We start from the raw sequence: 13,611 nt of genomic DNA, 5'->3' as shown, positions 1-13,611 counted from the left end.
TAGTACTTTTTCTTTATCGTATCATAAATACTAAAGTAAGGCTAGTGAAATGACAAGGCTTACATTCGACCTTTTTTTCTGCTATAATGTTATTTATGCTAAATGAATTTATCAATTTCGAAACGATATCACGCAAGGAATGGCAACGCCTTCATAAAGAGGACAATGCCCCATTGACTGCAGAAGAACTGGATTCCATTCGAAGCCTTAATGATAAGATTGATGTGCAAGAAGTTAGTGACATTTATCTTCCCCTTATCAATCTCATTCGTATCTATCAGAAAACTGCCAACGATCTAACCTTTTCTAAGAGTATCTTTTTACAAAAATCACAGACTAACCGTCCATTTATTATTGGGGTATCTGGTTCAGTTGCTGTTGGCAAATCCACTACCAGTCGTTTGCTTCAACTCTTGTTGCAGCGTACCTTTCCCCAATCTAATGTTGAACTTGTGACAACTGATGGCTTTCTCTATCCTAACCAAACCTTGAAAGAAAAAGGCATCCTTAATCGTAAGGGCTTCCCTGAGTCCTACGATATGCCACTTCTTCTCAACTTTTTAGATACTATAAAAAATGGTGGTGATGTCAATATTCCTGTTTACTCTCATGAAATTTATGATATTGTACCAGGACTTACCCAAGAAATCAGACAGCCCAATTTTCTAATTGTCGAAGGGATTAATGTTTTCCAGAACCCTATTAACCAACGACTTTACATGAGTGACTATTTTGATTTTTCTCTCTACATTGACGCTGAAGTTAATAATATCGAATCCTGGTATCTCGAACGTTTTCAAACCCTTCTTGAGCTCGCCAAAAAAGATGAAAATAACTACTACCATCGTTTCACTAAATTTAGTAAGGATGAAGCTTTATCTTTAGCACAAAAAACCTGGCGTGATATCAATTTGGTTAACCTGGAAAATTATATCGAACCTACACGAAGTCGAGCTGAACTGATTCTTCACAAGGGAGACAATCATAAAATCGACTTCATCCACTTAAAAAAATAGAAAAAGCTTGCCAAGGGGCCTAAAATAACGTATAATGACATAGTTAGATAAATTTTGGAGGTGAAAACATTGGCAAATATTAAATCAGCTATCAAACGCGCTGAACTTAACGTTAAACAAAACGAAAAAAACTCAGCTCAAAAATCAGCTTTGCGTACTGCTATTAAAGCATTCAACGCTAACCCAACTGAAGAAGCTTACCGTGCTGCATCAGCTAGCATCGATAAAGCCGCTTCTAAAGGTTTGATTCATAAAAACAAAGCAAGCCGCGATAAATCACGTCTTGCAGCTAAATTGGCTAACTAATTGAAAGCTCCATTTAGGAGTTTTTTTATTACCTAAAAAACCTGCTAGCTTATCGCCTAGCAGGTTTTCTTTATTGATTAAACTCCGGTAATCTTAACTTCAAAAATCGTTCCCTTTGGTTGATTATCTTTAACAACAATTGTTCCTTTAAGAGCTAAAACAATTTGTTGCGCTAGGGATAAGCCAAGTCCAAACCCACCTTTTTGTCTGGTTCTAGCCTTATCTACGCGATAAAATCGATCAAAGATTTTTTTCTTATCACTATCTGATATCCCAGGACCATTATCAGCTACAGAAATATAAAGATGGCGGTCATTAGTGCGAACAGTAAAGGTAACATGTCCGTCATCTTCCGTATATTTAATAGCATTATCAAATAAGATGGTCATTAACTGTTTCAATAACGTTTTATCAGTCTGGATTGGACGACCAACTTGGTTTTGAGCCGTGAAACCTTTCTCATTTTCTTCTGCAATCATGGCATAGTTGGTAAATACTGTATCAAAGAAAGCAGGTTCTAAGGTTTCGATTTCTGGTTTAATACCATCGTCACGACGAGCCAAGTTCAAGAGATTAGTCGTCAACAGACGCATATTACGTACTTCATCAAGACTTGATGCAATATTCTCTGAATTATCTAAAATAGTACTCTCAGGCTTGCGGAAAAGAACTTCTAACCTGTTTTGAATCACAGCAAGCGGTGTCCGTAACTCATGACTAGCATTTTCAACAAAAGCCTTCTGCTTCTCCAAGCTTTCCTGGATAGGACGTCTTGACCACTTAGCCAAATACATACTAGCCGCAACAGATAAGAGCCAGAAGAAACTCATCATGATGACAATGAGCTTAACATAACGTTCAGTAGCTTCTTCCAATTGAGTTGTATTAATCGCAATAACAAGGTACTTAGCATCAGGATAGAGGCTATTGTCTACTTTCTCAGTAATCAGACGGTACTTTTCCGTTTGATCGAAATAATTCTGAGCACTTCCCTTGCTGATAACATCAATGTTATTTTTATCTATTGGTAAATTGGATAAGCTAGAAAATTTGTCAACGACATTGAGGACTTTTCCATTCTTATCAAGCACTAAGACACTGGTATTCGCCGCAACAGATAAATCGTGAGGGGCATCTTCCATCTTTGATTTCTTCTTAGATTCTTTTTTAGAGCCACTCGAGTCAGGTGTTTCATCTGTCGATCCTTTAGTATCATAGGCTTGGTAGATGGTTGTCGTATTATTTTGATCTACCTCAGAAGTCAGAAAAAGTTCCCGTTTTAGCATTTCCATTTCTAAATAAGAATTGGTCTTAGTTGCTGCCATTTTCAGACTAGAATCCACATTTGAATAAACGCCGTAACTCAGAATCTGCAAAATCATGACAGTCATGATAAGGAAAATACCAGAAAAAGTAGCAAAGAAATGAATGAACGACTTAAACCCGTCTGACTTGATTCTCCTAAAGAGATAATTGAAAAATTTAGTCAGCATTCTTCAAAATGTACCCCACACTTCTCAAGGTTTGGAGGTTGGCAGCAAAGTCTGTTCCTTTAAGTTTCTTACGAATTTTAGAAACGTATACTTCAACAACTGATACCGTGGTATCACTATCAAATCCCCAAAGACGGTCAAAAATTTGTGACTTAGGCAAGATCACATTCTGATTTTGTAAGAAATAAACTAATAAATCAAACTCTTTACCAAGAAGTTCTACTTCTTTATCACCCACAAAGGTTGAATTTGTAGCAAGATTGACACGAACATCACCGAAAGAAAGTGTGTTTTGGTCAAATTTACCAGAGCGTTTCAAAAGTGCTTGAATACGCATCTTCAACTCTTCTAAGTAGAAAGGTTTGGTTAGATAGTCATCCGCACCAAGTTCAAAACCATGTCCCTTATCGTCTAGACTTTCCTTGGCAGTCATGATAAGTACAGGAGTTGTTACACCTTTATCACGTAATTCTCTAAGAACAGTGAAACCATCTTTTTCAGGTAACATTAAGTCTAAAAGAATCAAATCATAGACGCCACTTTCAGCTTCGTAGAGGCCTTCATCACCATCAAAGACCTGCATAACATCAGCAAAGTCATCTAAAAAATCAAAAACTGAGTTGGACAAACTCAAATCATCTTCTACTAGTAGTATTTTAATCATAGTTATCCCCCTTGTTAGGTGTCAAAGATACAAAGAACACTTTGACTAAGTTTTATCATTATATCTAAAATACACATAATCATCTAGTGCTTTGATCTTCTTTTATTTAGATTCAGTCTACTATACTTTCCTTAAGTTTTTCATAACTGAAACGAAAAAACAGCACCAATAGGTACTGTTTTATATCGATATTTCTTCTTAGAACAAACCAACAGCTGTTCCGTCTTCAGAAACGTCCATTTTAAGGGCTGCTGGAGCTTTTGGAAGACCTGGCATGGTCATAACATCACCTGTAAGAGCCACGATAAATCCAGCACCTGTTTTAGGAACAAACTCACGAATAGTGATATCAAAACCTTCTGGTGCTCCAAGCAAGAATTGGTTATCTGAGAAACTATATTGTGTTTTAGCCATACATACTGGCAATTTATCCCAACCAAATTCGGCAAATTGTTTAAGTTGGTTCTTAGCTTTTTTCTCGAAGACAACTGATTTACCACCATATATTTCAGTAACAATCTTAGTGATTTTTTCTTCCAAGCTATCATCATCAGAATAAAGACGTTTATAGTCAGCATTCCCATTTTCAACAGCATCAACTACCGCGTTGGCAAGGTCAATACCACCATCAGCACCATTAGCCCAAACGCTAGCCAATTCAACAGGAACATCGATTTCTGCACAAAGTTCTTTAAGGGCTGCAATTTCAGCTTCTGTATCAGCAACAAACTCGTTAATAGCAACGACTGCAGGAAGACCGAATTTACGAACATTTTCCACATGACGTTTCAAGTTAGCGAAGCCATCACGAACGGCCTGAACATTTTCTTCAGAGAGGTCAGTTTTGGCTACCCCACCGTGCATTTTAAGGGCACGAAGTGTCGCAACAATAACAACAGCATCAGGAGTTGTTGGGAGGTTTGGTGTCTTGATATCAAGGAATTTTTCAGCACCAAGGTCAGCACCAAAACCTGCTTCAGTAATCGTATAATCAGCCAAACGAAGAGCTGTAGCTGTAGCTAGAACTGAGTTACATCCGTGAGCGATGTTGGCAAATGGACCACCGTGTACCAAGGCTGGTGTCCCATAAATTGTCTGTACCAAGTTAGGTTTGATGGCATCTTTAAGAATAAGGGTAAGCGCACCTTCTATTTCAAGATCACGTACATAAACTGGTGTACGGTCATAACGGTAGGCAACTACAATGTTAGCCAAACGTTCTTTAAGGTCATTAATATCAGTAGCCAAGCAAAGAATCGCCATGATTTCAGACGCAACAGTAATATCAAAACCATCTTCACGTGGAATACCATTAAGTGGTCCGCCAAGACCAACGTTTACATGACGAAGCGCACGGTCATTAAGGTCAACCACACGTTTCCAAATGATACGACGTTGGTCAATGCCGAGAGCATTTCCTTGATGAATATGGTTGTCAAGAAGGGCTGACAAAGCATTATTTGCTGTAGTAATAGCGTGCATATCCCCTGTGAAGTGGAGGTTGATATCTTCCATCGGGAGCACTTGAGCGTAGCCACCACCTGCAGCACCACCTTTGATTCCCATAACCGGACCAAGTGATGGTTCACGAAGGGCAATCATTGTTTTCTTACCAATTTTGTTAAGAGCGTCTGCAAGGCCGATTGACATGGTTGATTTACCTTCACCTGCTGGTGTTGGGTTGATGGCTGTTACCAAAATCAATTTTCCTGGCTTATTGTCTTTGACTGCATTGATTTTATCAAATGACAATTTTGCCTTATATTTTCCGTAGAGTTCCAAATCGTCAAAGCCGATTCCAACTTTTTCAACTACTTCTGTGATTGGTTTTAATTCTACACTTTGAGCAATTTCGATATCTGTTTTCATGAGACACTCCTCTATATTTTTCTAAAGTCTATTATATCAGAGTTTGATAAAAAACGCATTATTTTTGGTTAATTACTTTTCAATGTTCGGTTTTTGTTTTGTTATAAATCGTTATAACTTTAATTTATAGGGGTACGCCTCAAAAATACTTACTTTTTATTTACTAAAGACCCAATTTTTAGTACAATACTACTATGAAAATTTTGATTACATCGGGTGGTACCACTGAAAAGATTGATGCTGTACGTGGAATCACAAACCATTCAACAGGTTATCTAGGAAAGGAAATCGCTGAACTTTTCTTGGCTAAGGGTCACCAAGTAACCTTAGTAACGACCAAGACAGCGGTTAAACCAGAACCGAAAGAAAATCTAAAGATTACAGAAATTACGAACGTAGAAAGTCTTCTCAAAAAGATGGAGCCACTCGTCAAAGAGCACGATGTTCTTATACATAGTATGGCAGTCTCTGATTATACTCCTATTTATATGACGGATTTTGCTGAACTGGAGGACACCGAAGATCTCGCTCAATTCTTGCATAAATCTAACACTGAAAGCAAGATATCATCGGCTTCTGATTATCAGGTTCTTTTTCTTAAAAAAACACCGAAGGTCATTAGCCTCGTCAAACAATGGAATCCTGATATTCAATTGATTGGCTTCAAACTTTTGGTTAATGTAAGTAAAGAAGAGCTTTTTGAGGTTGCTCGTGCAAGTCTGAAACACAACAAAGCTGATATTATTGTTGCCAACGACTTGAGTGACATTACTCCAAATCAGCATATTGCCTATCTTGTTGACGAAAAAAACGAGGAGAAAGTTACGACTAAATCTGCGATTGCTCGAGCCTTATTTGAAAGGATATGCCATGACTAAACGTATCATCCTTGCTGTTTCAGGATCAATATCTGCCTATAAAGCAGCTGATCTAACAAGTAGGTTAAAGAAAAAAGGTTATGACGTTCACGTCATTATGACTGAAGCTGCTCAAGCCTTTATCACCCCTCTGACACTTCAAGTCCTTTCGAAGAACCCTGTTCACACTGATGTCATGGAAGAAAAATTGGCTGAACGTATTAATCATATTGACTTAGGTAAAGAAGCTGACCTCTTTGTTGTAGCTCCAGCTTCAGCAAATACCATTGCCAAATTAGCATATGGTCTAGCCGATAATATGCTTACTGCTACTGCTTTAGCTTTACCTAGCACCACCCCAAAACTAATTGCCCCTGCAATGAATACGAAAATGTATGAAAATCCACTGACTAAGAAGAATCTAAATACTTTGCATGACCTTGGCTACCAAGAAATTCTTCCAAAATCAGGTTTACTGGCTTGTGGAGATACAGGACGTGGTGCCTTAGCTGATATTGATGACATTATTGAATCCATTGACAATGCTTTAACAAAATAGCCTTGCAGAGAATAAAAAGGAGTTTATGATGAATAAGAAAAATAAAGCAAACCAAACGGCTCAGTTATCCCTCTTGATAGCTACAATGGTTGTAATCGAAGTACTCAGTCAAACCATCTTTGCTGCTTTTGTACTTCCAATCAAACCAACCCTAACCCATATCCCAGTTATTATCGCTAGCATCGTCTACGGTCCTAAAATTGGAGCTTATTTGGGTGGCTTCATGGGAATTATGAGTATTATTCGAAACACTGTTATCTATACGGTTAGTAGCTATCTCTTTAGTCCTTTTGTTGAAGGGGGAACTTGGGCATCTGCAGTCATTGCCATCGTTCCTCGTATCCTGATCGGTATTTTCCCTTACTTTGTCTACAAATTACTTCAAAACCGTCTAGGTCTGATGCTATCTGGGGTTTTAGGTGCTTTCACAAATACATTTTTCGTACTTCTCGGCATCTATTTCCTAATCCCTAACTTCTACACAGCAGGTGGCAAAACACTGATGGCAACCATTTTCACAACAAATTCGATTGCTGAAATGATTATCGCCGGTCTGTTAACTCTAAGTATCACACCAGTGTTACTGCGATTGAAAAAATAAATCATTTAATCTATGGATAGTGCCGAAAATCAGATACTATTCTATAAACCGTTAAGGAGAATTTTTATGAAAAAATCAACCGCTATTGCAAGAATTGCCATCTTTTTTGCAGTAATGCTCACCATTCATTTTGTAACTTCCTTCATTCTCGAATTTGTTCCGTCTGGTATTCAACCGACCTTAGTTCATATTCCTGTTGTTATCGCTTCCGTCATTTATGGACCTAGAATCGGAGCTGTTTTGGGACTCCTCATGGGCCTCTTTAGTGTGACCATGAATACATTGGTTTTGACGCCAGCAAGTTTCCTCTTTAGTCCCTTTGTCTCACATGGAAATCTCTATTCTCTCATTATTGCACTGTTTCCACGTATTTTAATCGGAGTGACTCCTTACTTCGTCTATCGATGGCTACACAATCGTACTGGTTTAGTGACAGCTGCTATTGTCGGGTCTATGACCAATACCATTTTTGTTCTATTGGGAATTTATATCTTCTTCGGTAACATCTATGGTGGTAGTTTTCAACATTTTCTTGCTTTAATTTTGACAACAAACTCTCTTATTGAAGTTATTGCTACAGTTCTTGTCACAACTGCAGCCGTTCCGACACTTGAAAGATTAAAATAATTAGTTAGGTCGAGACTGATATGTCTTGGCTCTTTTATTTTCATTTACATTTTAGATACCATTTTCTTTTTAAAAAGATTTACAATTATCGCTAGAATTTTCTGAAAAAATTTGTTATAATGTAAGCGGTTAAAAATATAAAGGAGATTGCTATGTCTTACACTGAAAATTATCAAAAATGGCTCGACTTCGCTGAATTGCCTGCTTACCTTCGTGATGAGTTGGTCGCAATGGATGAAAAAACGAAAGAAGATGCCTTCTATACCAACCTTGAATTCGGTACAGCTGGTATGCGTGGATTGATTGGTGCTGGTACTAACCGCATTAACATTTACGTTGTTCGCCAAGCAACTGAAGGTTTGGCCCAATTGATTGACTCAAAAGGGGAAGAAGCTAAAAAACGTGGTGTTGCTATTGCTTACGATAGCCGTCACTTCTCTCCTGAGTTTGCTTTTGAATCTGCTCAAGTTTTGGCTGCACACGGTATCAAATCTTATGTATTTGAAAGCCTACGTCCAACACCTGAATTGTCATTTGCTGTTCGTCATCTCCACACATTTGCTGGTATCATGGTAACAGCTAGCCACAACCCTGCTCCATTTAATGGATACAAGGTTTATGGTGAAGACGGTGGACAAATGCCACCTGCAGATGCCGATGCTTTGACAGATTACATCCGTGCTATCGAAAATCCTTTCACTGTGCAATTGGCTGATCTTGAAGAAAGCAAAGCTAGCGGCTTGATTGAAGTTATCGGTGAAAACGTCGACGCTGAATACTTGAAAGAAGTGAAAGGCGTTAACATCAACCAAGACTTGATCAATGAATACGGTCGCGACATGAAGATTGTCTACACTCCACTTCATGGTACTGGTGAAATGTTGGCTCGTCGTGCTCTTGCCCAAGCTGGATTTGAAGCTGTTCAAGTTGTTGAAGCTCAAGCTGTTCCTGATGCTGACTTCTCAACTGTTAAATCTCCAAACCCTGAAAACCAAGCTGCCTTTGCTCTTGCTGAAGAACTTGGTCGCAAAGTAGACGCTGATGTATTGGTTGCAACTGACCCAGATGCTGACCGCCTTGGTGTTGAAATCCGCCAACCAGACGGTTCTTACCTCAACCTTTCTGGTAACCAAATCGGAGCTATCATTGCTAAATACATTCTTGAAGCTCACAAAACAGCTGGTACACTTCCTGCAAATGCTGCCCTCTGTAAATCAATCGTATCAACTGAGTTGGTGACTAAGATTGCAGAAAGCTACGGCGCAACTATGTTTAACGTCTTGACTGGTTTCAAATTTATCGGTGAAAAAATCCATGAATTTGAAACACAACACAACCACACTTACATGCTTGGTTTCGAAGAAAGCTTCGGTTACCTCATCAAACCATTCGTACGTGACAAAGATGCTATCCAAGCCGTTCTTATCGTTGCTGAAATCGCAGCTTACTACCGCTCACGTGGTATGACTTTGGCAGATGGTATCGAAGAAATCTACAAACAATATGGTTACTTCGCAGAAAAAACTATCTCTGTTACCCTTTCAGGTGTTGACGGAGCTGCTGAAATCAAGAAAATCATGGATAAATTCCGTGGCAATGCTCCTAAACAATTCAACAACACAGACATTGCTAAGACAGAAGACTTCTTGGAACAAACAGCTACTACTGCTGACGGCGTTGAAAAATTGACAACTCCTCCAAGTAACGTACTTAAATACATCTTGGCTGATGATTCATGGTTTGCCGTTCGTCCTTCAGGTACAGAACCAAAAATCAAATTCTACATCGCTACAGTTGGTGAATCTGAAGCAGATGCCAAAGAAAAAATTGCAAATATCGAAGCAGAAATCAATGCTTTCGTAGGCGAATAATATTTAAGACTTAGAGCTAAGCTCTAAGTCTTTTTTATACCGACAAAACTTGGATTACGGAAGCAAGCTATCTTTTTTACTACTAGAACCAATAAACCACCTATAGATTAAACTATAGGTGGTAATTTTATGATTCAATTATAGAGCGCTAACTTGTGAATGATGCTTAAACAAGGAATGAGTAGCTTCGTGAATATGACGAGCAGTTTCTGCATTATTCATGGTGTAGAGGTGAACACCTGCAACATCCTGCGTAACAAGGTCGACAATCTGGTCAATCGCATAAGCAAGACCGGCTGCTCTAAGTGACTCAGGATCATGCTCATACTTATCCAAAATGGCACGGAACTTACGTGGCAAATGGATATTTTCACAAGTCTTAAGCAAACGTAGTGCTTGGTTACGATTCAAGATAGGCATAATACCCGCATGAATTGGTACGTCAATTCCAGCCAAGGTGCATTTATCTTGAAAATCATAGAAACGTTCATTGTCAAAGAAGAGTTGAGTTACAAGGCTAGAACAACCTGCATCAACCTTTTTCTTAAGGTTTTGGATATCAGAGATTTGATTTGGCGAATCTGGATGCCCTTCAGGATAGCAGGCACCGATGATATCAAATTGAGGAGCTTCTTCCTTAATAAACTCAATCAAATCAGTGGCATATCTAAAGTCTTTAAGAGGTTCCACACCTGGAATAATATCGCCACGTAGGGCTAAGATACGGTGTACACCAACAGCATCCAAGTCACGTAAGGTATCAGCAACCTTTTCTTTACTCAAATAGATAGCTGGAAGGTGAGCAATCGTTGGGATGGCTAGGTCATTTTGAATATGATCTGCCAAAGGAACCGTTGTCTCTTTGATATTATATTTGTTATTACTAGCTGTCACACTGATAAAGTGTGGAGCCAATCCTTGCATATCCTCAAGGGCACGTAGGATTTTTTCGTTACCTACTGCTGGGTTAGGTGGAAAGACTTCAAAAGAGAGTGATGGTGTTTGGCTTGTCATATTTTATACCTTCTTCTTTTTAGATTTTTGTTAAGACGAAAGCTGTCTTAAGTGCCTACTGACTTCATAAGTAGAGTACACTTGTCAATCATAGCCTGCTTGCAAAAATCTTTAGAACATTATTCGCTATTGAAAACCTTCTACACTTAAGGAAGAAGGTCTTCAACATATGATAACTTCTGCTTACAAGTTTTCGCGAGCTGCTTTTGCAGCTTCTACAAGCTTGATCAAGCTTTCTTTAGTTTCTTTGATTCCGCGAGTCTTCAAACCACAGTCAGGGTTGATCCATACTTTACCGCTTGGTACTTTAGCCAAGATTGCTTCGATAGTGTGGTCAATTTCACCGTCTTGTGGAACACGTGGTGAGTGGATATCGTAAACCCCAGGTCCAACTTCTGTTTGGAAGTTTTGAGCTTTAAGTTCGTCCAAGATTTCAAGATTTGAACGACTAGCTTCAAATGAGATAACGTCTGCATCCAAGTTGTCAATGGCTGGGATGATATCTGTAAATTCTGAGTAACACATGTGAGTGTGGATTTGTGTGTCTGGTGCTACAGTTGAGTGTACCAAACGGAAGGCTGGAATTGCCCAGTCGAGGTAGTCTTCATACCAGTCACTACGACGGAGCGGCAATTTTTCGCGAAGAGCAGCTTCGTCAATTTGGATAATTTTCACGCCTGCAGCTTCAAGGTCAAGAACTTCATCTTTGATTGCAAGAGCAATTTGAAGAGTTGAATCCTTGATAGAGATATCTTCACGTGGGAATGACCAGTTAAGGATAGTAACAGGTCCAGTCAACATACCTTTAACAGGTTTGTCTGTACGGCTTTGTGCGTAGCTAGACCATTTCACAGTAATTGGGTTAAGACGAGTCACATCACCCCAGATGATTGGTGGTTTAACTCCACGCATACCGTATGATTGAACCCAACCATTTTTAGAGAAGAGGTAACCTGACAAGTTTTGACCGAAGTATTCAACCATGTCATTACGTTCGAATTCACCGTGAACAAGCACGTCAAATCCAACTTCTTCTTGCCATTTAATCCATTCATCAGTGATTTCAGCAAGGAAAGCATCGTATTCTTCTTGTGACAATTCATTCTTACGGAAAGCCAAACGTTTCGCACGAACTTCCTTAGTTTGAGGGAATGAACCGATAGTTGTTGTTGGAAGCAATGGAAGTTTGAAAGCATCTTTTTGAATCGCTTCACGTTCTGCGAATGCTGGCAAACGAGTGTAATCAGCTTCAGTCAAGCCTGCAATACGGGCACGAAGTTCAGCATTTTCACCAACACGCTCAGTCGCAAAGAGTTCTTTGTTAGCAGCAAGGGCTTCTTCTCCTTGACCATTGCGGATAGCATCCAAATCACGCAATTCGTCCAATTTTTCAACCGCAAAAGCAAAGTGGTTCAAGATAGCTGGTTCAAATTCTTCATTAGCAGTTGTAAATGGCACATGAAGAAGTGAGCAAGATGTTGTCAAAACAACATTTTCAGCTGGCACTTGTTCAAGAATTGCAAGACTCTTCTCGTAGTTGTTACGCCAGATGTTTTTACCATTGACGATACCGGCATAGAGAGTCTTATCAGCTGGGAAACCACCTTTAACCAATTCAAGTGTTTTCTTACCTTCAACAAAGTCAAGACCAATACCATCAACTGGCAAGTTCACAAGATCATTGTAGACATCACGAACATCACCAAAGTAAGTTTGGATCAAGACTTCAAGACCTTTTTTATCAGCCAAGAGTTTGTTGTAGAGATTCAAGAAGAGAGCTTTTTCTTCAGCTGTCAAATCTTTAACAAGGGCTGGCTCATCGAGTTGGATACGAGTCGCACCAAGCTCTGCCAATTTTGCAAAGACTTCTTGGTAAGCTGCCACAAAGCTGTCTACAAAGTCTTCTGCTTTCACACCGTCCTCAAAGTCAGATAATTGAAGGAAAGTGAATGGTCCAACGACAACTGGACGTGTGTTAAGTCCCAATTCTTTAGCTTCTTGGTACTCATCAAAAATCTTGTGACCAGCAAGTTTAACTTCTGTTGTTTTTTCAAATTTAGGAACGATGTAATGGTAGTTAGTGTTAAACCATTTTTTCATAGGAAGGGCACGTACATCCCCTTTTTCACCTTGGTAACCACGCGCCAAAGCAAAGTAACGTTCAAGATCTGTCAAATTCAAGTTCTGAACAGATTCAGGTACGACGTTGAAAAGGAAAGCTGCATCAAGGAAGTTATCGTAATGTGAAAAATCATTTGAAGGAATTTCACTAATACCTTTCTCTTTAACAATATTCCAGTGTTTTGCACGCAAGTCTTTGGCTGCTGTTAAAAGTTCATCTGCAGTAATTTCATTTCTAAAGTATTTTTCTGTTGTAAATTTTAATTCGCGGAATTCACCCAAACGTGGGAAACCAATGATAGTAGTTGACATCTTGTGTCCTCCTCTTTGTTGTTGAACTTATCTTACCAAAGAAATGGGTGGCTGTATAATTGCTATTAGTTTTCTCTATATATAGTTTTAGACTATAACCTATAAAACAAAGGGTTTCCAGCTCCCGTTATCTCCTTTTGTTTAGATATTGTTATAGCTAATAACTATATATAAACCTGATAAATCCTTTTTTATAACAAAAAATCCCTAGACTTTTGTCTAGAGACTCTATTATTTACTAGGATTAGTATACTAAGCTCTATAGGTGCTCAGTACTTGCTCTTGAAGCCAAGATGATGTA

General features: G+C 38.9%; 12 protein-coding genes. 7 read left to right on the top strand and 5 right to left on the bottom strand.

The genetic code is table 11. The features are described from left to right. Nucleotides 1-95: 95 nt before the first annotated feature. Nucleotides 96-1,016, top strand: a complete 921-nt coding sequence (gene coaA, locus HMPREF2979_RS07890) for a type I pantothenate kinase (RefSeq protein WP_013990467.1) — start codon at nucleotides 96-98, stop codon at nucleotides 1,014-1,016. 69 nt (nucleotides 1,017-1,085) lie between these two features. Beyond that, nucleotides 1,086-1,322 carry a 30S ribosomal protein S20 gene (gene rpsT / locus HMPREF2979_RS07885; RefSeq protein WP_004182129.1) on the top strand — a complete coding sequence of 79 codons (237 nt, stop codon included), beginning with the start codon at nucleotides 1,086-1,088 and terminating at the stop codon, nucleotides 1,320-1,322. Nucleotides 1,323-1,399: 77 nt separating this feature from the next. Here rpsT and HMPREF2979_RS07880 read toward each other — a convergent pair whose 3' ends face one another. From HMPREF2979_RS07880 to HMPREF2979_RS07870, 3 genes are all read right to left on the bottom strand, one after another. After that, nucleotides 1,400-2,815, bottom strand: a complete 1,416-nt coding sequence (locus HMPREF2979_RS07880) for a sensor histidine kinase (protein WP_070656050.1) — start codon at nucleotides 2,813-2,815, stop codon at nucleotides 1,400-1,402. Further along, nucleotides 2,805-3,479 carry a response regulator transcription factor gene (locus HMPREF2979_RS07875; protein ID WP_049546057.1) on the bottom strand — a complete coding sequence of 225 codons (675 nt, stop codon included), beginning with the start codon at nucleotides 3,477-3,479 and terminating at the stop codon, nucleotides 2,805-2,807. Before HMPREF2979_RS07875 ends, HMPREF2979_RS07880 begins: the two co-directional genes overlap by 11 nt. Nucleotides 3,480-3,677: 198 nt before the next feature. After that, nucleotides 3,678-5,348, bottom strand: coding sequence for a formate--tetrahydrofolate ligase (locus tag HMPREF2979_RS07870; RefSeq protein WP_070656048.1), 1,671 nt, complete (start codon nucleotides 5,346-5,348; stop codon nucleotides 3,678-3,680). Between the two features lie 194 nt (nucleotides 5,349-5,542). On the opposite strand from HMPREF2979_RS07870, the gene HMPREF2979_RS07865 reads away from it, so the two are divergent. From HMPREF2979_RS07865 to HMPREF2979_RS07845, 5 genes are all read left to right on the top strand, one after another. Further along, nucleotides 5,543-6,226, top strand: a complete 684-nt coding sequence (locus HMPREF2979_RS07865) for a phosphopantothenate--cysteine ligase (RefSeq protein WP_022496696.1) — start codon at nucleotides 5,543-5,545, stop codon at nucleotides 6,224-6,226. Further along, the gene (gene coaC, locus HMPREF2979_RS07860) at nucleotides 6,219-6,764 is read left to right on the top strand and encodes a phosphopantothenoylcysteine decarboxylase (protein WP_022496697.1); all 546 of its coding nucleotides are present in this window, start codon (nucleotides 6,219-6,221) and stop codon (nucleotides 6,762-6,764) included. The genes HMPREF2979_RS07865 and coaC overlap by 8 nt, the downstream gene beginning before the upstream one ends. Before the next feature lie 28 nt (nucleotides 6,765-6,792). Further along, nucleotides 6,793-7,365, top strand: a complete 573-nt coding sequence (locus HMPREF2979_RS07855; RefSeq protein WP_022496698.1) for an ECF transporter S component — start codon at nucleotides 6,793-6,795, stop codon at nucleotides 7,363-7,365. 66 nt (nucleotides 7,366-7,431) lie between these two features. Continuing rightward, the gene (locus HMPREF2979_RS07850) at nucleotides 7,432-7,992 is read left to right on the top strand and encodes an ECF transporter S component (RefSeq protein ID WP_004182060.1); all 561 of its coding nucleotides are present in this window, start codon (nucleotides 7,432-7,434) and stop codon (nucleotides 7,990-7,992) included. Between the two features lie 152 nt (nucleotides 7,993-8,144). Beyond that, on the top strand, nucleotides 8,145-9,863 hold the full coding sequence (locus tag HMPREF2979_RS07845) for a phospho-sugar mutase (protein WP_037600760.1): 1,719 nt from the start codon (nucleotides 8,145-8,147) through the stop codon (nucleotides 9,861-9,863). Between the two features lie 138 nt (nucleotides 9,864-10,001). On the opposite strand, the gene metF is transcribed toward HMPREF2979_RS07845, so the two are convergent. Both metF and metE read right to left on the bottom strand, forming a co-directional pair. Then, nucleotides 10,002-10,877 (bottom strand): methylenetetrahydrofolate reductase [NAD(P)H], encoded by an 876-nt coding sequence (gene metF / locus HMPREF2979_RS07840; protein ID WP_014634607.1) that lies wholly within the window; start codon nucleotides 10,875-10,877, stop codon nucleotides 10,002-10,004. A 183-nt stretch (nucleotides 10,878-11,060) separates the two neighbouring features. After that, a complete protein-coding gene (gene metE, locus HMPREF2979_RS07835; RefSeq protein ID WP_064525029.1) occupies nucleotides 11,061-13,310 on the bottom strand; it encodes a 5-methyltetrahydropteroyltriglutamate--homocysteine S-methyltransferase in 2,250 nt (749 codons plus the stop codon). Nucleotides 13,311-13,611: the final 301 nt, after the last annotated feature.

Origin of the sequence: Streptococcus sp. HMSC078H12 (assembly GCF_001814615.1) — a bacterium.
In the GTDB taxonomy this organism is placed as follows: Bacteria; Bacillota; Bacilli; order Lactobacillales; family Streptococcaceae; genus Streptococcus; species Streptococcus salivarius_F.
The sequence above is the reverse complement of the archived record's forward strand: the minus strand, read 5'-3'. Positions and strand labels throughout refer to the sequence as shown.